We start from the raw sequence: 22,348 nt of genomic DNA, 5'->3' as shown, positions 1-22,348 counted from the left end.
GCAACTTCTGCAACAAGATCTGGAACGCTGCGCGCTATGTTCTGGACAAGGGCGAAGACTGCGGCCAGAACGGCGAAGCCTACGAGCTGTCGCTGGCGGATCGCTGGATCATCTCGCAACTGCAACGCACTGAAGCCGAAGTCACCCGTCAACTCGACCAGTTCCGCTTCGACCTGGCGGCGCAAGCCTTGTACGAGTTCATCTGGAACCAGTATTGCGACTGGTACCTGGAACTGTCCAAGCCTGTGCTGTGGGACGAAAATGCTCCGGTTGAACGCCAGCGCGGCACTCGTCGCACGCTGGTTCGGGTGCTGGAAGTCGCATTGCGCCTGGCGCACCCGTTCATGCCGTTCATCACCGAAGAAATCTGGCAGCGCATCGCGCCGCTGGCCGGTATCGAAGGCAAGACGATCATGCTGCAACCTTGGCCAGTGGCCAATGAAGCGCGCATCGATCAAGGCGCCGAAGATGACATCGAGTGGCTGAAGACGCTGATGCTCGGCACGCGCAACATTCGCGCCGAGATGAACATCGGCCCGGGCAAACCGCTGAATCTGTTCCTGAAAAACGTCAGCGCCGAAGACCAGCGTCGTCTCACCGAGAACGAAGCGCTGCTGAAGAAGCTGGCGCGTCTGGAATCGATCACCGTGTTGGCCGCTGGCGAAGAAGCACCGCTGTCCGCCACCGCTCTGGTGGGCGAGATGGAAGTGCTGGTGCCGATGGCCGGTCTGATCGACAAAGATGCCGAACTGGCACGCCTGGACAAGGAAATCCTGCGTTTGCAGGGCGAAGTCCAGCGCGTCGGCGGCAAGCTGTCGAACGCCGGTTTCGTTGACAAGGCCCCGGCCGAAGTCATCGACAAGGAACGCGCCAAACTGGCCGAAGCTGAACAGGCTTTGGGCAAGTTGGCCGAGCAGCACGCGCGGATTGCCAGTCTGTAACGGCACATCGCAATGAAAAAGGGAGGCCCATAACGGCCTCCCTTTTTTGTGCCCGCCACTTTTTTGCTCTCTGTAGGAGCGAGCGGTGCGGCGATCCGACTTGCCCGCGAAGAACGGTAACGCGGTGTATCTGATTGACCGTGTCGCGGCCTTCGCGGGCAAGCCTCGCTCCTACAGGATCCCCGCCGGACCATCGACTGTGGGACAATGCCCCCCACTTTCAGCCATACCCGAATCGATCACACCCATGAACGCCCCCCGCACACCCCGCCCTGCGCGCAAGAAGCCTGACTCCGCCACCCCGGCCAAAGCCGTGGAACCCCGTCCGAAGGCCAGCCTGCACCCGCGCAACCGCCACCAGGGTCGCTACGACTTCCCGGAGCTGATCAAAAGCACGCCGGAACTGGCGAAGTTTGTGATCCTCAACCCGTACGGCAAGGAAAGCATCGACTTCGCCAGCCCCGACGCGGTGCGGGTGTTCAACCGGGCGTTGCTCAAGTCGTTCTACGGCGTGGCTCACTGGGACATTCCGGCTGATTACCTGTGCCCGCCGGTTCCGGGGCGTGCCGACTACGTGCACTTCCTGGCTGACCTGCTGGCCAGCGTCAACGACGGCGAAATCCCGCGTGGTGCACCGGTCAAGGTGCTCGACATCGGCATGGGCGCCAACTGCGTTTATCCGCTGATCGGCTACAGCGATTACCGCTGGCACTTCCTCGGTTCGGAAATCGACCCAACCGCCGTGGCCGCCGCCAAAGCCATCGTCCAGTCCAACGGGCTGAACAAGGCCATCCAATTGCGCCAGCAGAGCAATCCCAAGCACATTCTGCTGGGCCTGCTGGAACCGGGTGAACGCTTTGACCTGACCATGTGCAACCCGCCGTTCCACGCCTCGATGGACGAAGCGACCAAGGGCAGCGAGCGCAAATGGCGCGCCTTGGGCCGTGCCGATCCAAAACGCAAACTGCCGGTGTTGAACTTCGGTGGTCAATCGGCGGAATTGTGGTGTGAAGGCGGCGAAGCGCGTTTCGTGACGCAACTGATCGCCGAGAGCGCGAGCTTCCAGCACAAAGTGCTGTGGTTCAGCACGCTGGTGTCGAAAGCCTCGAACTTGCCGGCGATCCAGACTGCACTGAAAAAGGCTGGCGTGCTGGAAAGCCAGGTAGTGGAAATGTCCCAGGGCCAGAAGCAAAGCCGCTTCGTGGCCTGGACCTTCCAGACCAAGTCCGAACAGCAAGTGTGGCGCGAGCGCTGGGTTCGCAAGTAACTGATAGATACAGATCAAAAAATGTGGGAGCGGGCTTGCTCGCGAATGCAGTGTCCTAGTCAACTTAAATGGTGACTGATACACCGCTTTCGCGAGCAAGCCCGCTCCCACATTGGTTTCGAGGTGTCTGAAAGACCAAATCACAGACACAAAAAAGCCGTGCCCGGATCGCTCCGGAGCACGGCTTTTTGTTACTGCGTCTTACTTGTTAACAGCGTCGGTCAGGCCTTTGGCCACAACCAGCTTGATAACTTTCTTGGCAGCGATTTCGATGGCAGCGCCAGTCGAAGGGTTACGGCCGGTACGGGCAGGACGCTCGGTCACTTTCAGTTTGCCGATACCTGGCAGAGTGATTTCGCCGCCGTTTTCCAGCTGATCGGCAACGATTTGGCCCAGTTGGTCCAGAGCGTTACGCGCGGTGGTTTTTGGCGCGTCGATAGCTTCAGCGATGTCGGCGATCAGTTGGTCTTTAGTAAGAGCCATGTAGTGTTCCTTCCCTATCAAATTCATATGGATTGCAGAGTGCAGTGTCAGCCATCGAGCCCGATCTTCTGGATCTGGCACCCTCGGCCATAACCGCGACGAGTCGGGGTAATAGATACCGAAATCAGGGTTTGGTTCGACCTGACAAATGCTGAATGCACGCTTAACGCAGTGACTTCGCGTAAGACCGGGCAAAACTAGCACAGAGACGGGGAAATATCCGCCTCTAGCTACCCATTTGGTCAGCTTTATTGCTCTAAACCTGGAAAAAACTGCATAAGGGCCGTTCTGAACTCGGGATTTACCCTTCGAGCCGCGCCAAAACCAGTGGTTGCGGTACACTTGGCACTTTTTGGGGGAGCACGCCCTCCTCTCTTCAATCAGCCGAGAAGCCCATGCCGATCCGTCATTGCATCGTCCACCTGATCGACAAAAAACCCGACGGCACACCTGCAGTTCTTCATGCTCGCGACTCCGAACTGGCGGAGTCCACGGCCATCGAGAACATGCTCGCCGACCTCAACGAGAGCTATAACGCCAAACAAGGCAAGGCCTGGGGTTTCTTCCATGCCGAGTCCGGGGCGCATCCGTTCAGCGGCTGGCTGAAGGAATACCTCGACGGCGGCAAGGATTTCACGGCGTTCAGCCGTGTGGCGGTGGAACACCTGCAAAAGCTGATGGAAGAGTCGAACCTCTCTGTGGGCGGCCACGTGCTGTTTGCGCATTACCAGCAGGGCATGACCGATTACCTGGCCATCGCGCTCCTGCACCACAGTGAAGGCGTTGCGGTGACCGAAGAACTCGACGTGACCGCCTCGCGTCACCTGGACCTCGGCCAGTTGCACCTCGCGGCGCGGATCAACGTGTCCGAGTGGCAGAACAACAAGCAGTCCAAGCAGTACATTTCGTTTATCAAAGGCAAGAACGGGAAAAAGGTTTCGGAGTATTTCCGCGACTTCATCGGCTGCCAGGAAGGCGTCGATGGCCCCGGCGAAACCCGCACTTTGCTCAAGGCCTTCAGCGATTTCGTCGAAAGCGAAGATTTGCCGGAAGAATCCGCCCGCGAGAAGACCAAGACCCTGGTGGATTACGCCAGCAGCCAGGCCAAACTCGGCGAACCGATGGGCCTGGAAGAACTCTCCGAGCTGATTGACGAAGAACGCCCGAAGGCCTTCTACGATCACATCCGCAACAAGGATTACGGCCTCTCCCCGGAGATTCCGGCGGATAAGCGCACCCTCAACCAGTTCCGCCGCTTTACCGGGCGCGCCGAAGGCCTGTCCATCAGCTTTGAAGCGCACCTGCTGGGCTCGAAGATCGAATACGACGAAGAAGCCGGCACGCTGATCATCAAGGGCTTGCCGACCCAACTCACCGACCAGCTCAAGCGACGCAACTGATGCTCAACGGCATCCTGAAGAAATTCCTGCTGATCCTGCTGGTGGTCGCGGTTTACCAGAACTGGGGCAAGATCGAGCGCTACCTCCACCCGGCGCAGGTGGTGTCCGAGCAGACCCAGGCCAAGGCCAATGTCGTGCTCTACGCCACTGACTGGTGCGGCTACTGCAAGCTGACACGGCGCTTTCTCGATCAGAAAGGCATTCCGTACAAGGAATACGATATCGAGAAGGATGCCGTGGCGCGCAAGGCCTATGAAGCGCTGGGCGGGCGCGGGATACCGTTGATCGATGTGAACGGGACGCTGATTCGCGGGTATGACCCGGATGAGATTCTCGCGGCCCTGAAATAACCTGTTTGCCTCCGGCAACTCCCTGTGGCGAGGGGGCTTACCCCCGTTGGGTCGCGAAGCGGCCCCAGCATTCCTAGGCGACCATCACATCCAGAGGAGTTACGACTGCTTCGCAGCCGAACGGGGGCAAGCCCCCTCGCAACAGGTTTTTGCATGACAAGGCATCGGCGGCGTGAGTTACTTCGCTTCGATACGAAATCCAAATCGCGGAAAGTGCACATGCACCACACCCGCACGTTCATCCTCACGCCGCAAAATCAATTCCTCACGCCCCGCAAACACCAGCTCACCCGCGACCGGATCACAGCCATAATCGGTCGCCGCGATCACCACCTGCTGGCCCGCCTCAAAGCCGTTAGGCTCGTCGAACGCTTCATCCGGCAACGCAGCGGGCGTGGCATTACGTGATACCTCCAGCGCCTCTTCGGCGGTCATCTCGCTGAACGCACCATGACCAAACCCCATGACCCGCCCGAACCACGCCGACACCGCCGGATACGCATCAACCAATGGCGCAGTGACAGGCGTCGCCTTGAGAAACCACAAACAATGCGCCAGGGAAAAATCGGCAATCGATGGCTCGCCGAACAGGAAATCACCCTGCTCACGTTGAAGCTGCAATTCGAGGCGCCCCATGATCGTCGGCCACTGGTGCAGCGCCTGTTCCGCCGACAACTTCGTCGCACTGCCACCGCTGAATAACCCGGCGCGATCAGCCAGGAACGCCTTGATCGCTTCCGGCGGCAACTTGCCGAAGCGCACCGCGACTGATTCCGGCTGGAACACCAGGCTCACCGCATGCTGGAACACCACCGAATCCACCCACGTCGCGAAGGTCGCGGCGATCATTTCCTGGCCTTCCGGAAAGAACGCCGGCAAGGCTTTTTCCTGCTCCAGGCGCCGGGCGATCAATGCGGTATCGCAATAAATATCGGCACCGATCTGCAACACCGGCGTCTTGCGGTAGCCACCGGTCAGCGCGGTCAGGTCAGGTTTCGGCATCACCGGCGAGATCTTCACCGAGCGCCACGACAACCCTTTGAACCCCAACAGCAGGCGGGCCTTTTCGGCGAAGGGTGACGTCGGGTAATTGTGAAGAATCAACTCTGACATGCTCGGCTCCGCCGCTCGGATAAGGAGCTGGCAGCTTAGCGCGCAAACGGTGGGCGGCCTACGGGTCCGCCTGATGGGAACTTATCAGTCAGATTGATAAGTCAGCACCAGGCATTCCTTGGCGCTTTTCTTGAGCTTCTTGATCAACCGTTCCTGGCGCAGCGCTTCGCTTTTATCGCGACAGACTTCGGTGTAGACCAGCGCCATGGCCGGGCTGGAAAGGAAAAACCGCGCGCCCTTGCCGCTTTGGTGCTTGGCAAAGCGGCGCACCGGATCGTCGCTGATCCCGCAATAGAGCGAACCATTGGCCGCGCGAACGAGGTAGACGAACCAGGGTTTGCTGGCAGGCATCGGTTCGACGGCAAGGACGGGAGATTCGCTCAGGGTGTTCACGTGACGATCAAGGCTTGAAAGGAAACAAGCCGCGATCTTATCAGCGACTGGCCTGGAATGCCTTCAGCCCCTTCAAGGCCTGGGCGCGAACGGCGTTGCGCACCAGCGGCGTCCAGCCCAACAACAGACCTTTGGTGCCCAGCGCCTGACGCGACCAGCGCCACAGGTCGAAGCTGTCGTGATGCTCGCAAATCTTGCCATCGCGAAACACAAAACGCGCCTGGATGTCGTTGACCACGATATTGCCGGTCTGGCTGAACAGATACGTCGCCACCCAATGGGCGCCGCCGGTGCGCTCATCGCTGCGCACGTTATCGAAGGTCAGGGAAAAGTCTTTCGCACGGGTCGTGAGCATGCGCCACATGTCACCGGCATCGCGGCCGCGCAACTCACCGAACGCCGGATCACTGAACACCACGTCATCGGTGTAGCAAGCGGCCATCGCCTCGGCATCCAGGCGCTGAAAAGCCTGGTAGAAACGGGTGATCAAGGCGTTGTGGGCATCGCTCATGGGCAGGCTCCCTGCATTTTCAAAATGGCTACAAAAGATTGCCTGCACGATAGTCTGCAAATACACACAAGGCCACTGGCATTCGTGGGCCGAATGCCAGCAGTGCGAAAATCAGACTTTTTCGCTGTTCACCTGAACGTACAGCGAGCGCCCGGCGCCGAGGCCGGCGATGATCGCGCCGAGACCGATGATGCCGAAGATCCAGCCCAGCGCGTTCCAGCCGCCGGTCAAGTCGTGGACGATGCCGACGGCAAACGGCCCCATCGACGCCAAGGTGTAGCCGAAGCCCTGGGCCATGCTCGACAGGTTGGCAGCCACGTGGGAATCCCGCGAGCGCAACACGATCAAGGTCAACGCCAGACTGAACGTGCCGCCCTGCCCCAGGCCCAGCAGGATTGCCCAGCCCCACAGACCTTCGATCGGTGCGTAGAGGCAACCGAACAAGCCGCCGAGGGTCAGCAACATCACGATGACAATCGCCAGTCGCTGGTCTTTGCCGCGCGTTGCCAGCCACGGCGCAGCCAACGAGCTGGCCAACTGAATGATCACCGAACCCGAGAGTACGAGACCCGCCTGGGTCGGCGTCAGTCCGCGGCCGATCAGGATCGACGGCAACCAGCCGAACACGATGTAGGCCAAGGACGATTGCAGGCCCATATAAAGCGTCACTTGCCAGGCCAATGGATCGCGCAACAGACCGCGAACCCGATAGGCAACGTTATGCGAACCGTGTTTCTGCCCCACTTGCGGCAACCAGAAAATCGCCGCGACCACTGCCGGCACCGCCCAGAAACCCAGGCCCAGCACCCAGCTCTTGTCGAAATGTTCGCTCAACGGCACGGTCGCCCCCGCCGCCATCGCCGCGCCCAGGCACAAGGCCATAGTGTAAACACCGGTCATGGTGCCGGCCTGTTTCGGGAAGTCGCGTTTGACGATGCCGGGCAGCAACACGCCAATCACACCGATGCTGGCCCCGGCCAACACACTGCCGGCAAACAGGCCGATTTCACCGAAGGAACTGCGCAGGATGATCCCGCCGGCCAGCACCAGCAAAATCCCCAACACCACGCGTTCAGCGCCAAAGCGCCGGGCCAGGAGCGGCGCCAGTGGCGCGAACAAACCGAGGCAGAGCACCGGCAACGTGGTCAGCAAACCGGCTTCAGCCGCCGATAAACCGAGGGTCTTCGACACCTCGCTGAGCATCGGCGCCATGCTCGACAGCGCCGGGCGCAGGTTCAGCGCCACCAGGATCAGCCCCAGCAGCAACAGCCATGGCCGTCGCAGAATCGGGTGACTTTGCTGGACCTGTTCGTCATCGGCCTCGGCATCGATCAGCAGCTCTTCGAGCTCCGCCGTGCGCTTGGGTTGCGGGGGGTTGCTGGGATTGGCAGGCATGGAATTCTCGGTTTCAAGGTTCATTGATCAACTGCCTCGACAGGGCTTTGGCCCGTTCCGGGTCGCGTTGCTCGACGGCATCCAGCAGTTCGATATGCAGATCGAACACCTCTTGGCGTCGCGGAAAAATGTTCAGGCTCTGGCGCAATTGCGCGCCGACGATGCTCGAGAAGTAGCGATACAACTCGCTGAGGGTCGGATTGTGCGCGGCGTCCACCAGACGGCGGTGGAACACCAGGTCGCAGGCGATGTAGCTGTCGAGATCGCCGTGGTAATGACTACCGCTGACACCCAAGGCTTCGCGCAATGCGACCAAGTCTTCGTCAGTGCGGCGCAATGCAGCCAGGCCAATGGCCTCGACTTCCAGGATGTGCCGGGTTTCCCGGGCCTGTTCATGCGTGCATTGCGACAAGGCTTTCATGGTGTCGAGCGGATCGATCACCGCCCGCAGGTAACTGCCGTCGCCCTGGCGGATCTCGATCAACCCGGAAAACGCCAACACGCGCATGGCTTCGCGCACGGTATTGCGGCTGATGCCGAGCTCGGCGGACAGCTCCGGCTCGGTGGGTAAACGCTGGCCGACGGCCCAGACGCCTTGGGTAATGCGCAGGCGCAACTGGTCCAGGGCCTGATCGACCAGGGATCGCTTAACGAGTGGAAAAATGTCTGACATGGGATTCGCCCTTTCATCCAATCATAGGATGAATTTTCTGACATGTTAGTCAGCTCCGTGTAGGACGGCAACCGCCTACCGTCAAAGCAGCAACATTCAGAGGGATTTTCGATTGGTCAAAATTACCCTTTAAGGGTAATTTCAGGGATAGGGTTTACGGCTTCTTATGGAAAAGAACACACCCCACTACAACTTGGCGGTGATCAAGGAGGACGTCAGGCGGCGTGGAAAAAACGCTTTCACCATGACCGCACGGAGAAACGGCAGAGACCTGGGTTTCACCCTCGAGGAAATGCAGGACGTCATTTTCGAATTACACAGCAGGATGTTGTACAAATCGATGACGACCTATAGCAATCATCGGGTTTGGCAAGACGTTTACCACATCACTTCGCACGATCAGGAGATTTACATCAAGGTCACTTATTGCTCAGGCAGTGAACCTCCGGTGATCTCCTTCAAGGAGAAAAACCCATGAACACCAAACAATGTTTCAGTTGCGGGGCACCTGAAGGCATGCGGCACTTCGAAGGCCGCGCTGAAACCATGAGCGTGAAAGGCATGGAGCGCCGCGTTGATGATTTGTCTGGATGGGAGTGCCAGGCATGCGGGGAGGTCATACTCGACCCCGACTGCTCGGAGCGCTATTCGGATGCCTGCGACGAGTTGGTTCTTGCTGGCAGACAAATGATTGGCAACGAGATGAAGCGTATCCGCCGCAAACTGCACCTGTCGCAAAAAGAAGCGGTTCTGCTGTTGTCCGGAGGCGGACACAACGCGTTTTCTCGTTACGAGCGCGGCGAACTGCTTCCCCCCAAGGCATTGATGGTGCTGATGCGCTTGCTTGATCGCTACCCACATTTGCTCACCGATGCGCGAAGCTTGGGCGAAGGCGCAGACTTGAGAGGTTTCAAGGACATCGTTCACAAAGAGCATGAAACGCTCACTGTGTCCTGAACAACGCACATAAAAAACCCGGCGCGTGGCCGGGTTTGTCTTACCAGTCAGCCTTGCATCAATGCAAAATCTGGCTCAAGAACAACTTGGTCCGATCATTCTGCGGGTTATCGAAGAAGTCATTCGGCGCCGCTTGTTCAACGATTTCGCCTTTGTCCATGAAGATCACGCGATTCGCCACGGTGCGGGCGAAGCCCATTTCGTGGGTCACGCAGAGCATGGTCATGCCGTCTTCGGCCAGGCCGATCATGGTGTCCAACACCTCTTTCACCATCTCGGGGTCGAGTGCCGAAGTCGGTTCGTCGAACAACATGATTTTCGGTTTCATGCACAGGGCACGGGCAATCGCCACACGCTGTTGCTGACCGCCGGACAGTTGGCCCGGGAATTTATGCGCCTGCTCCGGAATGCGTACGCGTTCCAGGTAGTGCATGGCGATTTCTTCAGCCTTGCGTTTCGGCATCTTGCGCACCCACATCGGCGCCAACGTGCAGTTCTGCAGGATGGTCAGGTGCGGGAACAGGTTGAAGTGCTGGAACACCATGCCAACTTCACGGCGGATCGCTTCGATCTGCTTGAGGTCGTTGGTCAGTTCCACACCATCGACCACGATGCGACCCTGCTGGTGTTCTTCCAGGCGATTGAGGCAACGGATGGTGGTGGATTTGCCGGAACCCGACGGGCCGCACAGGACGATACGCTCGCCCTGCTTGACGTTCAGGTTGATGTCTTTCAACACGTGGAACTGGCCGTACCACTTGTTTACACCCTGCATCTGAATAATGCCTTCAGGGCTCACAGGCTGCTTGATCGCTTCGCTCATCACTTAACTCCTAACGCTTGTGGCCAGTGTCCAGCTTACGTTCCAAATGCATGGAGTAGCGGGACATACCAAAACAGAAAATCCAGAACACCAGGGCCGCAAACACATAGCCTTCGGTCGCCATGCCCAACCATTTCGGGTCGGCGGCGGCTTGCTTGACGCTGTTGAGCAGGTCGAACAGGCCGATGATGATCACCAGGCTCGTGTCCTTGAACAGCGCAATGAAGGTGTTGACGATGCCGGGGATCACCAGCTTCAGGGCTTGCGGCAAAATCACCAGGCCCATGCTGCGCCAGTAACCGAGACCCATCGCTGCGGCCGCTTCGTACTGACCTTTAGGGATCGCTTGCAGACCACCGCGCACCACTTCGGCCACGTAGGCCGACTGGAACAGGATCACGCCGATCAACGCCCGCAGCAGTTTGTCGAAGTTCATGCCTTCAGGCAGGAACAACGGCAGCATCACCGAGGACATGAACAGCACCGTGATCAACGGCACGCCGCGCCAGAATTCGATGAAGGTCACGCAGACCACCCGAATCGCCGGCATGTTGGAACGACGACCCAGCGCCAGGACGATCCCCAGCGGCAACGCACCGGCGATACCGACAGTAGCGATCACCAGGGTCAGCATCAGGCCGCCCCATTGGCTGGTCGCCACCTGGGTCAGGCCGAAGACGCCGCCGTGCAACAGGCACCAGGCAATGATCGGGTACAGCACCAGGAAGCTCAGGCCATACACGGCTTTATGGTGAAAGCGCGAGATGAACAACGGTGCCACGCCGATGACCGCCAGCCACACGGTCAGGTCCACGCGCCAGCGCAGGTCCACCGGGTAGTAGCCGTACATGAACTGGCCAAAACGCTGCTGGATGAACACCCAGCAGGCGCCTTCCTTGGTGCAGTCGGCGCGGGTGGTGCCGACCCAGTTGGCGTCGATGATCGCCCAACTGAGGATCGGTGGAACCACCAGGTAGATCAGATAGAACGCGAACAGGGTCAGCAGCGTGTTGATCCAGCTGGAGAACATGTTGGCGCGCATCCATGCCACGACACCGATGCTACTGCTCGGTGGAGGCATGTCAGGCTTGAAAGTATGAGTACTCATGCGCTTTTCCTTACCGCTCGATCAGCGCAATGCGCTTGTTGTACCAGTTCATCAGCAGGGAAATGCTGATACTGATCGCCAGGTACACGCTCATGGTGATCGCAATCACCTCGATCGCCTGCCCGGTCTGGTTCAGCACCGTACCGGCAAACAACGAGACCATTTCCGGATAACCGATACCGGCCGCCAGCGAGGAGTTCTTCGCCAGGTTCAGGTATTGGCTGGTCAGTGGCGGGATGATCACGCGCAGGGCTTGCGGGATGATCACCTTGCGCAGGGTCGGACCGTTGCGCAGCCCCAGGGAGCGCGCCGCTTCGGTCTGGCCGTGGCTGACCGACTTGATGCCCGAACGCACGATCTCGGCGATAAACGCCGCGGTGTACACGGTCAGGGCCAGGGTCAACGCCAGCAGTTCCGGGATCAGTACCCAGCCACCGACAAAGTTGAAGCCTTGCAGCTTCGGCAGTTCCCAGTGCAGCGGAGCACCGAAGACCAGCGCGCACAGCGCCGGGATCACCAGGAACAGCGCCAGGCCGACCCAGAACTTGTGGAACGGTACGCCGGTCGCTTCGAAGCGCTTGTTGGCCCAGCGAGCCATCAGCACGATAGCGACGATAGCCACCACGACACTGACCACGAACGCCCAGAACCCGTCCGCCATTTGCGCGGCCGGCATGTTCAGGCCACGGCTGCTGACGAAGAAAGTGTCGCCAAAGTTATGGCTGGCCCGCGGCCCTGGCATGGTCAGGAACACCGCGAAGTACCAGAACAGGATTTGCAGCAGCGGCGGAATGTTACGGAAGACTTCCACGTAAACCGTCGCCAGCTTGCTGATGATCCAGTTCGGCGACAGCCGTGCCACGCCGACGATGAAGCCGAGGATGGTTGCCAGAACCACGCCGATGACAGTCACCAGCAGGGTGTTGAGCAGACCGATGACAAACACCCGGGCATATGTGTCCGATTCGGTGTAGTCGATCAGGTGTTGAGCGATGCCGAACCCGGCACTGCGATCCAGAAAACTGAAGCCGGAGGTAATGCCCCGGTGTTGCAGGTTGGTTTGCGTATTGTCGAACAGATACCAGCCCATCGCGACGACCGCGACAATCGTGATGATCTGAAATAGCCACGCACGCACTTTCGGATCGCTGAGGCTGAGCCTCTGCTTTGGTGCGCCGATTGATTTTTGCATGAAGTGCCCCGGAAATAATGGAACAGAACATCACCCGGTGGTTGGCCCACCGGGTGACAGAACCATCAGCGCACTGGTGGTGCGTATTGAATGCCGCCGTTGGTCCACAGGGCGTTCAAGCCACGGTCGATTTCCAGCGGAGTGCCTTTGCCGAGGTTTTTCTCGAAGATTTCGCCGTAGTTACCGACTTGGGAAACGATCTTGACGACCCAGTCCTTCGGCAGTTTCAGGTCTTTGCCGTATTCGCCGTCAGCACCCAACATACGGGCAACGTCCGGGTTCTTGGTGGACTTGGCTTCAGCCAGAACGTTTTTCGAAGAGATACCGGCTTCTTCGGTGTTCAGCAGTGCGTAGCCAACCCAGCGAACGATCGCCAGCCACTCGTCGTCGCCGTTACGTACGACTGGACCCAGTGGTTCTTTGGAGATGGTTTCTGGCAGAACCACGTAGTCTTTTGGCGAAGCCAGTTTGCTGCGCTGTGCGTACAGCTGCGATTTGTCAGAGGTCAGCACGTCGCAACGACCGGATTCCAGCGACTTGGCGCTTTCATCGGAGGTGTCGAAAGTGATCGGGGTGTATTTCAGGTTGTTGGCGCGGAAGTAGTCGGAAACGTTCAGCTCGGTGGTAGTACCGGCTTGAATGCAGATGGTTGCACCGTCCAGTTCCTTGGCACTTTTCACGCCCAGCTTGCTGTTGGCCAGGAAGCCGACGCCGTCGTAATAAGTAATGAAGCCAGGGAATTTCAGGCCCATGCCCGCGTCACGGGAACTGGTCATGGTGGTGTTACGCGAAAGAATGTCGATTTCGCCGGACTGCAGCGCGGTGAAACGCTCCTTGGCGTTCAACTGGCTGAACTTGACCTTGGTGGCGTCGCCGAAAACAGCGGCTGCCACAGCGCGGCAGACGTCAGCGTCGATCCCGAGGATCTTGCCGGTGGAGTCCGGAACCGAGAAACCCGGCAGACCGTCACTCACGCCGCACTGAATGAAACCTTTTTTCTGCACTGCATCCAGGGTTGCACCCGCCTGAGCGAACCCACTGACACCGAGCACTGCGGCTGCAGTCACGATAGCCAGGGTGGATTTCAACATTTTCATTCAAACCTCCAGTTTTGCTCTTGTTGTGTCGGAGCGAGAGTCCCGTCGCACCCTTTTGAGGCGTTGTTGACCCGTGTTGGCTTTTTTTGGGGTCAACCGACGTAGGACCTTAGCTATGAGTCTAGTAGGAGAAAATCCATATCATGGACAACTCACTTCTCACCAATCGGCCGAACGGGCTGTAGCCCTTTCACGTTCGCTAAGCCCGTAACGGCCACTGGCGAACATCCATCACCGGATTCTTTGCTATCCCGTCGTCAGCAGTACACTGATAGTGTTACCGCCAGGCGCGAGATTGGTTGCACAGGTTTCCCCATAGCAAACCCCGTACCACACCGCTCGCTCAAGCGATTCAGCGACAGGTCAATAGCAAAACTTGTAGCCTTGCGACATCTTCTTAACTGATCAACCTGACGCGCACTCGGATCACGCACTCAATGAGAGCGCACGCACAAAATTGGAGCAGACATGACCCAGCCCTTGATTCTCCAGCCCGGCAAGCCCGTAGACGCCTGCGTTATCTGGCTGCACGGCCTGGGCGCCGATCGCTATGACTTTCTGCCGGTGGCCGAAGCGCTGCAGGAAACCCTGCTGACCACCCGCTTCGTCCTGCCCCAGGCGCCGACCCGCGCGGTCACCATTAATGGTGGCTACGAGATGCCGAGCTGGTACGACATATTGGCCATGAACCCGGCGCGCGCCATCAGCCGCGAGCAGCTGGATGAGTCGGCAGAAATGGTTATCGAGCTGATCGAAGAGCAGAAGGCCAGCGGAATAGACGCCTCGCGCATCTTTCTCGCCGGGTTTTCCCAGGGCGGCGCCGTGGTGCTGCACAGCGCTTTCCTGAAATGGCAGGGAGCGCTGGGTGGGGTACTTGCCCTGTCTACTTATGCACCGACGTTCAGCGATGAATTGGAGCTTTCAGCCAGCCAGCAGCGCATTCCTGTGCTATGCCTGCACGGTCAGTACGATGACGTTGTGCAAAACGCCATGGGCCGTAGCGCTTATGAGCATTTAAAGCAGCGTGGTGTCACCGTGACATGGCAGGAATACCCAATGGGCCACGAAGTGTTACCCGAAGAAATTCGCGATATTGGCACTTGGCTCGCAGAGCGCTTGCGTTAAAACCTATCCTTTGATCATCCCGCTACGCCGCGCCTGATTCTTGCATTACACTGGCCGGCGTACATTCCTTAACCAATTGATGAGATGACCGTGCTCAAAGCACTCAAAAAAATGTTCGGTAAAAGCGAGACTGAGCAGCTCGCGCCAGTCGCCAGCGCTCCGTCTCACACCCCCAGCCACCGCACCGACGGTCGTCAGCCTGGCCGGACCGCAGCCGCAGCGGCACCGAAACAAGAGCCGGTGACCACACCGGCCGCCCTACCTGTCGAGCCAATCGCTGCCGAGCAACTGCTCAGCGAAGCGCCGAAACCTGCAAAACCGCGTCGCGAACCGAAGCCAAAGGCCCCGGTCATTCCCTGGAAGCTCGAAGATTTCGCCGTCGAGCCGCTGGAAGGCAAAACCCGTTTCCACGATTTCAAGCTTGCCCCTGAACTGATGCACGCCATTCAGGACCTGGGCTTTCCGTACTGCACGCCGATCCAGGCGCAAGTCCTCGGTTTCACCCTGGCCGGCAAAGATGCCATCGGTCGCGCCCAGACCGGCACCGGCAAAACCGCCGCGTTCCTGATTTCGATCATCACCCAGTTGCTGGAAACCCCGCCGCCCAAGGAACGCTACATGGGTGAACCGCGGGCGCTGATCATCGCGCCGACCCGCGAACTGGTGGTGCAGATCGCCAAGGACGCCGCCGACCTGACCAAGTACACCGGCCTCAATGTCATGACGTTTGTTGGCGGCATGGACTTCGACAAGCAGCTCAAGCACCTCGAAGCCCGTCACTGCGACATCCTCGTCGCCACCCCGGGCCGCCTGCTGGACTTCAACCAGCGCGGCGACGTGCACCTGGACATGGTCGAAGTCATGGTCCTGGACGAAGCCGACCGCATGCTCGATATGGGTTTTATCCCACAAGTGCGTCAGATCATTCGCCAGACCCCGCCGAAGAACGAGCGTCAGACGCTGCTGTTCTCCGCGACCTTCACCGAAGACGTGATGAACCTCGCCAAGCAATGGACCACCGACCCGTCGATCGTCGAGATCGAGTCGCAGAACGTGGCCAGCGAAAACGTCGAGCAACACATCTACGCCGTGGCCGGTGCCGACAAATACAAACTGCTCTACAACCTGGTCACCGACAATGGTTGGGAGCGGGTGATGGTCTTTGCCAACCGCAAGGATGAAGTGCGCCGCATCGAAGAGCGCCTGGTGCGCGATGGCGTCAACGCCGCGCAACTGTCCGGCGACGTGCCGCAGCACAAGCGCATCAAGACCCTCGAAGGTTTCCGCGAAGGCAAGATCCGCGTGCTGGTGGCCACTGATGTCGCCGGTCGTGGTATCCACATCGACGGCATCAGCCACGTGATCAACTTCACCCTGCCGGAAGTCCCGGACGACTACGTGCACCGCATCGGTCGTACCGGTCGCGCGGGTGCTGATGGCGTGTCCATCAGCTTCGCCGGTGAAGACGACTCCTACCAGCTACCGTCTATCGAAGCGCTGCTGGGTCGCAAAATCAGCTGTGAAACGCCACCGACGCATCTACTGCGGGCGGTTGAGCGTAAGCGCCCTTAACTCAGGCGCATCAAAAAGAGGCGCAGCCGGCAACGGACTGCGCTTTTTTTACGTCTGGAGATTGCTCAAGACAACTAAAAGTCCATAATAGACAAATTAGTTTACTTTCAGCGCCCGGAGCCGAACATGTCCAGTACGCCTTACGTGATCAATCAACTTCAGGCCCGCGAGTTGCTGGCACAGGTCGATGTGCCGCAGATCCTGCACAAGCTGTTCCGTGACCTGGCCGCCGGGCAAGCCGTGCAACCGGCGCAGCAACTGGTGGAGTTCCCTCAAGGCGCTGGCGACTTCATCAACTACTTGGGTGTGCTGGCGGAGGACGGCGTGTACGGGGTCAAGACTTCGCCTTATATCGTGCGCGAGCAAGGTCCGCTGGTGACGGCGTGGACGCTGTTGATGTCGATGCAAACCGGCCAGCCGCTGTTGCTCTGTGATGCCGGCGAGCTGACCACCGCCCGCACCGCCGCGACCACCGCTGTGGCGGTCGATGCCCTCGCCCCGTTGAACGCCCGGCGCCTGGCGATTATTGGCAGCGGAAAAGTGGCCCAGGCACACGTGCACTACGTCAAGGATCTGCGGGACTGGCAGAATATCAGCCTGTATTCGCCAGGCTTGAGCGAATTGGCTCCCGAAGCGTTGGCGCAAATCAAAAGCCTCGATTCACGGCTGACCCTCGTCGACAGTCGCGAAGCGGCGATTCAGGACGCGGATGTGATCATGCTCTGCACCTCGTCCGCGGGACCTGTGATTGATCCATCGACGCTGAGCAAACCGGCACTCATCACCTCGATCAGCACCAACGCGCCACGGGCCCACGAAGTGCCGCCCCAGAGCCTCAACGACATGCAGGTGTTCTGCGACTATCGTCAGACCACTCCAGGTTCGGCGGGTGAAATGCTGATTGCCGGTGAGCAACATGGCTGGGACAAGAACGCGATCATCGGCGACTTGCCCGATCTGCTCAGCGAAAAAGTGCAACGTCCCGGTTATGACCGCCACGTATTCTTCCGCTCCATTGGTTTGGGCCTGGAAGACATTGCGTTGGCGAATGCCCTGTACCAACTGCAGCGCTGACATTCCCCCCTGTAGGAGCGAGGCTTGCCCGCGAATGCGTTCTGACATCCACCGATGATGTCGACTGACATACCGCTTTCGCGGGCAAGCCTCGCTCCTACAGAGGAACATTATTTACGACCTTCTCAGGAGACGTTCATGAGCCAGGCAGATTTCATCATCATCGGCGGCGGGATTGCCGGCGCCTCCACCGGTTACTGGCTGTCGCAGCACGGGCGCGTCATTGTGCTGGAGCGCGAAACCCATCCGGCTTATCACTCCACCGGACGTTCCGCCGCGCTGTTCACCGCCGCCTATGGCACGCCGCAAGTGCGCGCATTGACCCAGGCCAGCCGCGACTTCTTCGACGCCCCGCCCAGCGGTTTCTGCGATCACCCGCTGCTGACCCCGCGCGGCGAGATGACCGTGGATTTCACCGGCGACCCGGCCGAGCTGAACAATCAATACCTGAGCGCCAAAGCCACGGTGCCGGAGATGCAACTGCTTAGCGCCGAAGAAGCCTGCGCGCGCCTGCCGATCCTGCGCCGGGAAAAAGTCCATGGCGCGCTCTACGACCCGACCGCTTGCGACATCGACACCGACGCCCTGCACCAGGGTTATCTGCGCGGCATCAAGCGCAACAAGGGCGAAGTGCATACCGACAGCGAAGTGCTGAGCCTGAGCCGTGACGCCGAAGGCCAATGGCAGGTACAAACCAACGGACAGACTTTCACCGCGCCCGTGATCATCAACGCCGCTGGCGCCTGGGCCGACAAGATCGGCGAGCTGGCCGGTGCCACGCCTTTGGGCCTGCAACCGAAGCGCCGTGCAGCCTTTATCTTCGCCGGCCCCGAGGGCGTAGACATCCATCATTGGCCGATGCTGGTGGCGCTCGACGAATCCTTCTATATGAAGCCCGACGCCGGCATGTTCCTCGGCTCGCCCGCCAACGCCGACCCGGTGGAGCCCCACGACGTGCAGGCCGAAGAACTGGACATCGCCATGGGCATCTACCAGATCGAAGAAGCCACCACCCTGTCCATCCGCCGCCCGACCCGCACCTGGGCCGGTTTGCGCAGTTTCGTGGCTGATGGCGACTTGCTTTCCGGTTTCGATACCCAGGTACCGGGGCTATTCTGGGTCGCGGCGCAAGGTGGCTACGGCATCCAGACGTCGCCGGCCATGGGCCAGGCCAGCGCTGCGCTGGTGCGCGGTGAAGCCTTGCCGGAACAGCTGAGCCGTTTCGGCCTCGATGCTGCGATGCTCTCTCCGGCGCGCCTGGCTTGAGCGCGGACTTGGGTGACGTGCCGCCACGATTGCGGCAAACTTCCAGCGCCCTGCCTGATGGGGCGCTGACGTTGCCTGGAGCTCCCTGTATGAATGCACCTGAAAAAGACCCGGCGCTGGACAACTTCCGAGCGATCGCCGACGCCATCGCCACGCTGTTCTTTCCTCACGCCGAGGTGGTGCTGCACGATCTGCGCACGCAAAAAATCGACTACATCGCCAACAACCTGTCGAAGCGGGAAATCGGCGATGACGCGGCGCTCGAGGACATGCTCAGCGACGACGTCAGCGAACGAAACATCGGGCCGTACGAAAAGCTCAATTGGGACGGTCAGAAGATTCGCAGCCTCAGCAGCGTGCTGCGTGACAGCGACGGCCATCCGTTGGCGGTGCTGTGCATTAACCTGAATATTTCGCTGTTCGAAAATGCCAAGGCCGCGCTGGATCTGTTCCTGTCGCCGACCAAGCTGATCCCGCAACCGGACTCACTGTTTCGCGATGACTGGCAGGAGCGGATCAACACGTTCCTGCATGCCTGGCTGCGCGAACGTCAGTTGAGCCTGAATGTGCTGAGTCGCGACCACAAACGCGAGCTGGTGCTGGCGCTGCACGCTGAAGGCGCGTTCAAAGGCAAAAGCGCCTCCAACTATGTGGCCAACGTGCTGAACATGGGGCGGGCGACGGTGTACAAGCATTTGAAGGAATTGAAGGGTTAGGCATTTGGACCGGTGTTGTTAGGTCGGGCCCCTTCGCGAGCAGGCTCGCTCCCACAGGGGAAATGCATTCCAATGTGGGAGCGAGCCTGCTCGCGAAAGCGGTCTATCAATCGCCGTAAATGTCCGACTTGAAATACTTGTCGGAAATCTTCTGGTACTCGCCACTCGCACGAATGCCATCGATGGCCGTGTTCAACTCGCTGACCAACTCCGCATTACCCTTGCGCACCGCAATCCCGGCGCCCTCGCCCACGTACTTCGGATCCTTGAGCTCCGGACCGACAAACGCGTAACCGGCGCCGCGCGGCATCGACAGGAAATCATTCAGCGGGATGGTGTCGGCAAAAATCGCATCGAGACGGCCGGCGGCCAGGTCCATGTAGATTTCTTCGTTGTTGCCGTAGCGCTTGACGTTGATGCCCTTCGGCTCGAAAACCTCAGTGGCGTAACGATCGGTGGTGGTGGCGCGCTGCACGCCAATGGTCTTGCCTTTGAGGCTGGCGTATTGGTCATCCACCACCGCGCCTTGCTTCATGACCAGGCGTGACGAGGTGAAGTAATACTTGTGGGTGAAATCCACCGACTTCTTGCGGTCTTCGTTGATGGTCATGGACGACAGCGCCATGTCGATTTTCTTCACTTTCAGGGAAGGAATCAGGCCATCGAACTCACCTTCGACCCAGACGCACTTGACCTTCATCTGCGCGCACAGGGCATTGCCGATGTCGTAGTCGAAACCGACGATCTCGCCCTTGTCGGTCTTGGACGCGAACGGCGGATACGCTGCTTCGATGCCGATGCGCAGGGTTTTATCGGCGGCGAACGCTGAGCTGCACGCTAACAGGCTCAGGGCCAGACCGGTGATGAGGGGGAATTTCTTCATGTTCGTTTTCTCGCGGTTGTTGTTGGTTTGGCAAGACAGAAGAAAGAACGGAAACGTGGGGAACGCCTTTTTTGTACTTATAATTCCATACTGGACTTTTATGTATAAACCGTCAATCGGGCGTGAGAGGATCTTCCGAGCCTCTGGTCGGGCGGTGAGTCTGGGGGATTTTATGGGTTGCGGATGGCCTCTTCGCGGGCAAGCCTCGCTCCTACAGGGTTAATGTCGTCAACAAAATACGTGATCGACGTCAATCCTGTAGGAGCGAGGCTTGCCCGCGAAGGCGACCTTGAGCGCACTGAATAATTACGCCTTCCAGCGATCCGCCGCCGCATGATCGCTGTCCCGCCCTTCCACCCAACGCGGACCGTCGCTGGTGTTTTCTTTCTTCCAGAACGGCGCACGGGTTTTCAGGTAGTCCATGACAAACGCGCAGGCATCGAACGCGGCCTGGCGGTGGGCGCTGGCGGCGCCGACGAAGACGATCGGCTCACCCGGCTCCAGCGCGCCGATGCGGTGCAGCACCTCAAGCTTGAGCAGCGGCCAGCGCTGTTCGGCCTCGACGGCAATCTTGCCCAACGCCTTCTCGGTCATGCCCGGGTAGTGCTCGAGAAACATCCCGGCGACGTCGAGCCCGTCATTGAAGTCGCGCACGTAGCCGACAAAACTCACCACCGCGCCGACGCCGACATTGGCAGCGTGCATGGCGTTGACTTCGGCACCCGGATCGAACGCCGTGGATTGCACGCGAATCGCCATGCTCAGCCCCCGGTCACGGTCGGAAAGAACGCCACTTCATCGCCATCGACCACTGGCTCGTCGAGTTGGCAAAGGTCTTCGTTGCGCGCGCACATCAGGTTCTGTTCGCTCAACACATCAGCGCCATCGCGCTGGGCCAGCAGAGCACGCACGTCATCCACCGTGGCGAAATGGCCTTCAACCTTGATTGAGTCCACACCCAGCGCTTCACGGTAGCGGGCAAAAAACCTCACCGTAATGTTCATGACGGGTCCGCCTGGAAATGCCCGCTCTTGCCGCCGAGTTTCTCCAGCAGGCGCACGCTTTCGATGGTCATGCCGCGATCCACAGCCTTGCACATGTCGTAGATGGTCAGCGCCGCGACGCTGGCAGCGGTCAGGGCTTCCATCTCGACGCCGGTCTGCCCGGACAGCTTGCACTTCGCGACGATGCGCACGGTGTCGTCGCCTTCGGCACTGAGCTCGACTTTGACGCCGGTGAGCATCAGCGGGTGGCACAGGGGAATCAGGTCGCTGGTTTTCTTCGCGGCCTGGATGCCGGCAATGCGCGCCACGGCGAACACGTCACCTTTCGGGTGACCGCCACTGACGATCATCTGCAGGGTTTCGGGCAGCATGCGCACCAGCGCTTGGGCCGTCGCCTCACGGAACGTCACGGCTTTTTCAGTGACGTCGACCATGTTGGCGCGACCTTGAGAATCGAGATGAGTCAGCACAGGTTTACTCCTGATCAGGAGCGTCGATTGTAAACCTGCGGGTCAATTTTCCGCACGTTTGATTATTGGATTGATGCCCCCTGTAGGAGCGAGGCTTGCCCGCGAAGGCGGTGTATCAGTCACGTTGATGCTGGATGTGCCGACGTCTTCGCGGGCAAGCCTCGCTCCTACAGGTTTTATGTTCGCAAAAAAAAAACCGGGCGACCTGAGAAGGCCGCCCGGTTTGTCTGATGCAGTTACAGATGCGATTCGGCGTATTCGGCCAGGATCGAGCGAGGCACCCCTTGCAGGGTGATGTGCACACCATTCGGGAAGTCTTTGAAGCGTTCGGTCAGGTAGGTCAGCCCGGAGCTGGTCGCGGACAGGTAAGGGGTGTCGATCTGCGCCAGGTTGCCCAGGCACACCACTTTGGAACCGGCGCCGGCACGGGTGATGAAGCATTTCATCTGGTGCGGCGAGAGGTTCTGGCATACATCGATCAAAAACAGGCTCTGCAGGAAGCTGCGACCCCGGATGTAGTTGAGGCATTTGAACT

The 22,348-nt window shown here is 59.4% G+C and carries 26 protein-coding genes; 11 read left to right on the top strand and 15 right to left on the bottom strand.

Going from position 1 to position 22,348, the window contains the following annotated elements; all coding sequences use genetic code 11:
• Positions 1-941: class I tRNA ligase family protein (locus ACIOYV_RS30710; protein WP_401329880.1), on the top strand; the 941-nt coding region annotated here is incomplete at its 5' end.
• Between the two features lie 247 nt (positions 942-1,188).
• Positions 1,189-2,208 (top strand): 23S rRNA (adenine(1618)-N(6))-methyltransferase RlmF, encoded by a 1,020-nt coding sequence (gene rlmF / locus ACIOYV_RS30705; protein WP_163908603.1) that lies wholly within the window; start codon positions 1,189-1,191, stop codon positions 2,206-2,208.
• A 201-nt stretch (positions 2,209-2,409) separates the two neighbouring features.
• On the opposite strand, the gene ACIOYV_RS30700 is transcribed toward rlmF, so the two are convergent.
• Positions 2,410-2,691, bottom strand: a complete 282-nt coding sequence (locus tag ACIOYV_RS30700; RefSeq protein ID WP_007905514.1) for an HU family DNA-binding protein — start codon at positions 2,689-2,691, stop codon at positions 2,410-2,412.
• Positions 2,692-3,086: 395 nt separating this feature from the next.
• Here ACIOYV_RS30700 and yejK point away from each other — a divergent pair, with 395 nt between their 5' ends.
• Complete coding sequence (yejK, locus tag ACIOYV_RS30695) at positions 3,087-4,091, top strand: nucleoid-associated protein YejK (RefSeq protein WP_054049670.1); 1,005 nt, start codon at positions 3,087-3,089, stop codon at positions 4,089-4,091.
• Positions 4,091-4,441 carry a glutaredoxin family protein gene (locus ACIOYV_RS30690; protein ID WP_401329875.1) on the top strand — a complete coding sequence of 117 codons (351 nt, stop codon included), beginning with the start codon at positions 4,091-4,093 and terminating at the stop codon, positions 4,439-4,441. The genes yejK and ACIOYV_RS30690 overlap by 1 nt, the downstream gene beginning before the upstream one ends.
• A gap of 177 nt (positions 4,442-4,618) precedes the next feature.
• Here ACIOYV_RS30690 and ACIOYV_RS30685 read toward each other — a convergent pair whose 3' ends face one another.
• The 5 genes from ACIOYV_RS30685 to ACIOYV_RS30665 all read right to left on the bottom strand — a co-directional run bounded on the left by ACIOYV_RS30685 (position 4,619) and on the right by ACIOYV_RS30665 (position 8,526).
• The gene (locus tag ACIOYV_RS30685) at positions 4,619-5,554 is read right to left on the bottom strand and encodes a glutathione S-transferase family protein (RefSeq protein WP_401329872.1); all 936 of its coding nucleotides are present in this window, start codon (positions 5,552-5,554) and stop codon (positions 4,619-4,621) included.
• 84 nt (positions 5,555-5,638) lie between these two features.
• Positions 5,639-5,947, bottom strand: coding sequence for a GIY-YIG nuclease family protein (locus ACIOYV_RS30680; RefSeq protein ID WP_054049676.1), 309 nt, complete (start codon positions 5,945-5,947; stop codon positions 5,639-5,641).
• A gap of 40 nt (positions 5,948-5,987) precedes the next feature.
• A complete protein-coding gene (locus ACIOYV_RS30675) occupies positions 5,988-6,458 on the bottom strand; it encodes a nuclear transport factor 2 family protein (RefSeq protein ID WP_123405522.1) in 471 nt (156 codons plus the stop codon).
• Between the two features lie 111 nt (positions 6,459-6,569).
• The gene (locus ACIOYV_RS30670) at positions 6,570-7,877 is read right to left on the bottom strand and encodes a CynX/NimT family MFS transporter (protein WP_401329868.1); all 1,308 of its coding nucleotides are present in this window, start codon (positions 7,875-7,877) and stop codon (positions 6,570-6,572) included.
• Positions 7,867-8,526: a FadR/GntR family transcriptional regulator gene (locus ACIOYV_RS30665; RefSeq protein ID WP_401329865.1), complete on the bottom strand. Its 660-nt coding sequence runs from the start codon at positions 8,524-8,526 to the stop codon at positions 7,867-7,869. Before ACIOYV_RS30665 ends, ACIOYV_RS30670 begins: the two co-directional genes overlap by 11 nt.
• Positions 8,527-8,692: 166 nt before the next feature.
• Between ACIOYV_RS30665 and ACIOYV_RS30660 the strand changes: the two genes are divergently transcribed.
• Complete coding sequence (locus tag ACIOYV_RS30660; RefSeq protein ID WP_163908592.1) at positions 8,693-9,004, top strand: type II toxin-antitoxin system MqsR family toxin; 312 nt, start codon at positions 8,693-8,695, stop codon at positions 9,002-9,004.
• On the top strand, positions 9,001-9,483 hold the full coding sequence (locus ACIOYV_RS30655; RefSeq protein ID WP_401329862.1) for a type II toxin-antitoxin system MqsA family antitoxin: 483 nt from the start codon (positions 9,001-9,003) through the stop codon (positions 9,481-9,483). Before ACIOYV_RS30660 ends, ACIOYV_RS30655 begins: the two co-directional genes overlap by 4 nt.
• Positions 9,484-9,541: 58 nt before the next feature.
• On the opposite strand, the gene ACIOYV_RS30650 is transcribed toward ACIOYV_RS30655, so the two are convergent.
• From ACIOYV_RS30650 to ACIOYV_RS30635, 4 genes are all read right to left on the bottom strand, one after another.
• Positions 9,542-10,306 carry an amino acid ABC transporter ATP-binding protein gene (locus ACIOYV_RS30650; protein WP_003171943.1) on the bottom strand — a complete coding sequence of 255 codons (765 nt, stop codon included), beginning with the start codon at positions 10,304-10,306 and terminating at the stop codon, positions 9,542-9,544.
• A 10-nt stretch (positions 10,307-10,316) separates the two neighbouring features.
• Positions 10,317-11,414 (bottom strand): amino acid ABC transporter permease, encoded by a 1,098-nt coding sequence (locus ACIOYV_RS30645; protein ID WP_054049688.1) that lies wholly within the window; start codon positions 11,412-11,414, stop codon positions 10,317-10,319.
• A gap of 10 nt (positions 11,415-11,424) precedes the next feature.
• Positions 11,425-12,606 carry an amino acid ABC transporter permease gene (locus ACIOYV_RS30640; RefSeq protein WP_054049690.1) on the bottom strand — a complete coding sequence of 394 codons (1,182 nt, stop codon included), beginning with the start codon at positions 12,604-12,606 and terminating at the stop codon, positions 11,425-11,427.
• Positions 12,607-12,671: 65 nt separating this feature from the next.
• Positions 12,672-13,703, bottom strand: coding sequence for an amino acid ABC transporter substrate-binding protein (locus tag ACIOYV_RS30635; protein ID WP_054049693.1), 1,032 nt, complete (start codon positions 13,701-13,703; stop codon positions 12,672-12,674).
• A gap of 468 nt (positions 13,704-14,171) precedes the next feature.
• On the opposite strand from ACIOYV_RS30635, the gene ACIOYV_RS30630 reads away from it, so the two are divergent.
• The 5 genes from ACIOYV_RS30630 to ACIOYV_RS30610 all read left to right on the top strand — a co-directional run bounded on the left by ACIOYV_RS30630 (position 14,172) and on the right by ACIOYV_RS30610 (position 19,456).
• Positions 14,172-14,828: an alpha/beta hydrolase gene (locus ACIOYV_RS30630; protein ID WP_290024628.1), complete on the top strand. Its 657-nt coding sequence runs from the start codon at positions 14,172-14,174 to the stop codon at positions 14,826-14,828.
• Between the two features lie 84 nt (positions 14,829-14,912).
• On the top strand, positions 14,913-16,400 hold the full coding sequence (rhlB, locus tag ACIOYV_RS30625) for an ATP-dependent RNA helicase RhlB (RefSeq protein ID WP_401329857.1): 1,488 nt from the start codon (positions 14,913-14,915) through the stop codon (positions 16,398-16,400).
• A gap of 126 nt (positions 16,401-16,526) precedes the next feature.
• Complete coding sequence (locus ACIOYV_RS30620; RefSeq protein WP_401329854.1) at positions 16,527-17,474, top strand: ornithine cyclodeaminase family protein; 948 nt, start codon at positions 16,527-16,529, stop codon at positions 17,472-17,474.
• Between the two features lie 138 nt (positions 17,475-17,612).
• Positions 17,613-18,740 (top strand): NAD(P)/FAD-dependent oxidoreductase, encoded by a 1,128-nt coding sequence (locus tag ACIOYV_RS30615; protein ID WP_401329851.1) that lies wholly within the window; start codon positions 17,613-17,615, stop codon positions 18,738-18,740.
• An 89-nt stretch (positions 18,741-18,829) separates the two neighbouring features.
• Complete coding sequence (locus ACIOYV_RS30610) at positions 18,830-19,456, top strand: transcriptional regulator (protein WP_054049704.1); 627 nt, start codon at positions 18,830-18,832, stop codon at positions 19,454-19,456.
• 106 nt (positions 19,457-19,562) lie between these two features.
• Here ACIOYV_RS30610 and ACIOYV_RS30605 read toward each other — a convergent pair whose 3' ends face one another.
• The 5 genes from ACIOYV_RS30605 to ACIOYV_RS30585 form a co-directional block, all read right to left on the bottom strand.
• Positions 19,563-20,339 (bottom strand): ABC transporter substrate-binding protein, encoded by a 777-nt coding sequence (locus ACIOYV_RS30605; RefSeq protein ID WP_401329847.1) that lies wholly within the window; start codon positions 20,337-20,339, stop codon positions 19,563-19,565.
• Between the two features lie 306 nt (positions 20,340-20,645).
• The gene (gene moaE / locus ACIOYV_RS30600; protein WP_401329844.1) at positions 20,646-21,098 is read right to left on the bottom strand and encodes a molybdopterin synthase catalytic subunit MoaE; all 453 of its coding nucleotides are present in this window, start codon (positions 21,096-21,098) and stop codon (positions 20,646-20,648) included.
• Positions 21,099-21,100: 2 nt separating this feature from the next.
• Complete coding sequence (gene moaD, locus ACIOYV_RS30595; RefSeq protein WP_401329841.1) at positions 21,101-21,343, bottom strand: molybdopterin converting factor subunit 1; 243 nt, start codon at positions 21,341-21,343, stop codon at positions 21,101-21,103.
• Positions 21,340-21,813, bottom strand: coding sequence for a cyclic pyranopterin monophosphate synthase MoaC (moaC, locus tag ACIOYV_RS30590; RefSeq protein WP_054049711.1), 474 nt, complete (start codon positions 21,811-21,813; stop codon positions 21,340-21,342). Before moaC ends, moaD begins: the two co-directional genes overlap by 4 nt.
• A 236-nt stretch (positions 21,814-22,049) precedes the next feature.
• The coding region (locus ACIOYV_RS30585) for a PhoH family protein (RefSeq protein WP_401329838.1) at positions 22,050-22,348 on the bottom strand (299 nt) is incomplete at its 5' end.

It is taken from the genome of Pseudomonas sp. NPDC087342 (assembly GCF_044744265.1).
In the GTDB taxonomy this organism is placed as follows: domain Bacteria; phylum Pseudomonadota; class Gammaproteobacteria; order Pseudomonadales; family Pseudomonadaceae; genus Aquipseudomonas; species Aquipseudomonas nunensis.
This window is presented reverse-complemented; position numbering and strand designations above follow the sequence as displayed.

What these genes read in the sequence shown, in the direction of transcription:
- ACIOYV_RS30655 (WP_401329862.1), top strand. Translation starts at nt 9,001, where the DNA reads ATGAACACCAAACAATGTTTCAGTTGCGGGGCACCTGAAGGCATGCGG.
- ACIOYV_RS30665 (WP_401329865.1), bottom strand. Translation starts at nt 8,526, where the DNA reads ATGTCAGACATTTTTCCACTCGTTAAGCGATCCCTGGTCGATCAGGCC.
- ACIOYV_RS30640 (WP_054049690.1), bottom strand. Translation starts at nt 12,606, where the DNA reads ATGCAAAAATCAATCGGCGCACCAAAGCAGAGGCTCAGCCTCAGCGAT.
- ACIOYV_RS30660 (WP_163908592.1), top strand. Translation starts at nt 8,693, where the DNA reads ATGGAAAAGAACACACCCCACTACAACTTGGCGGTGATCAAGGAGGAC.
- ACIOYV_RS30610 (WP_054049704.1), top strand. Translation starts at nt 18,830, where the DNA reads ATGAATGCACCTGAAAAAGACCCGGCGCTGGACAACTTCCGAGCGATC.
- ACIOYV_RS30700 (WP_007905514.1), bottom strand. Translation starts at nt 2,691, where the DNA reads ATGGCTCTTACTAAAGACCAACTGATCGCCGACATCGCTGAAGCTATC.
- moaD (WP_401329841.1), bottom strand. Translation starts at nt 21,343, where the DNA reads ATGAACATTACGGTGAGGTTTTTTGCCCGCTACCGTGAAGCGCTGGGT.
- ACIOYV_RS30630 (WP_290024628.1), top strand. Translation starts at nt 14,172, where the DNA reads ATGACCCAGCCCTTGATTCTCCAGCCCGGCAAGCCCGTAGACGCCTGC.
- yejK (WP_054049670.1), top strand. Translation starts at nt 3,087, where the DNA reads ATGCCGATCCGTCATTGCATCGTCCACCTGATCGACAAAAAACCCGAC.
- rlmF (WP_163908603.1), top strand. Translation starts at nt 1,189, where the DNA reads ATGAACGCCCCCCGCACACCCCGCCCTGCGCGCAAGAAGCCTGACTCC.
- rhlB (WP_401329857.1), top strand. Translation starts at nt 14,913, where the DNA reads ATGACCGTGCTCAAAGCACTCAAAAAAATGTTCGGTAAAAGCGAGACT.
- ACIOYV_RS30620 (WP_401329854.1), top strand. Translation starts at nt 16,527, where the DNA reads ATGTCCAGTACGCCTTACGTGATCAATCAACTTCAGGCCCGCGAGTTG.
- ACIOYV_RS30615 (WP_401329851.1), top strand. Translation starts at nt 17,613, where the DNA reads ATGAGCCAGGCAGATTTCATCATCATCGGCGGCGGGATTGCCGGCGCC.
- ACIOYV_RS30690 (WP_401329875.1), top strand. Translation starts at nt 4,091, where the DNA reads ATGCTCAACGGCATCCTGAAGAAATTCCTGCTGATCCTGCTGGTGGTC.
- ACIOYV_RS30645 (WP_054049688.1), bottom strand. Translation starts at nt 11,414, where the DNA reads ATGAGTACTCATACTTTCAAGCCTGACATGCCTCCACCGAGCAGTAGC.
- moaE (WP_401329844.1), bottom strand. Translation starts at nt 21,098, where the DNA reads ATGGCGATTCGCGTGCAATCCACGGCGTTCGATCCGGGTGCCGAAGTC.
- ACIOYV_RS30635 (WP_054049693.1), bottom strand. Translation starts at nt 13,703, where the DNA reads ATGAAAATGTTGAAATCCACCCTGGCTATCGTGACTGCAGCCGCAGTG.
- ACIOYV_RS30650 (WP_003171943.1), bottom strand. Translation starts at nt 10,306, where the DNA reads ATGAGCGAAGCGATCAAGCAGCCTGTGAGCCCTGAAGGCATTATTCAG.
- ACIOYV_RS30685 (WP_401329872.1), bottom strand. Translation starts at nt 5,554, where the DNA reads ATGTCAGAGTTGATTCTTCACAATTACCCGACGTCACCCTTCGCCGAA.
- ACIOYV_RS30605 (WP_401329847.1), bottom strand. Translation starts at nt 20,339, where the DNA reads ATGAAGAAATTCCCCCTCATCACCGGTCTGGCCCTGAGCCTGTTAGCG.
- ACIOYV_RS30675 (WP_123405522.1), bottom strand. Translation starts at nt 6,458, where the DNA reads ATGAGCGATGCCCACAACGCCTTGATCACCCGTTTCTACCAGGCTTTT.
- ACIOYV_RS30670 (WP_401329868.1), bottom strand. Translation starts at nt 7,877, where the DNA reads ATGAACCTTGAAACCGAGAATTCCATGCCTGCCAATCCCAGCAACCCC.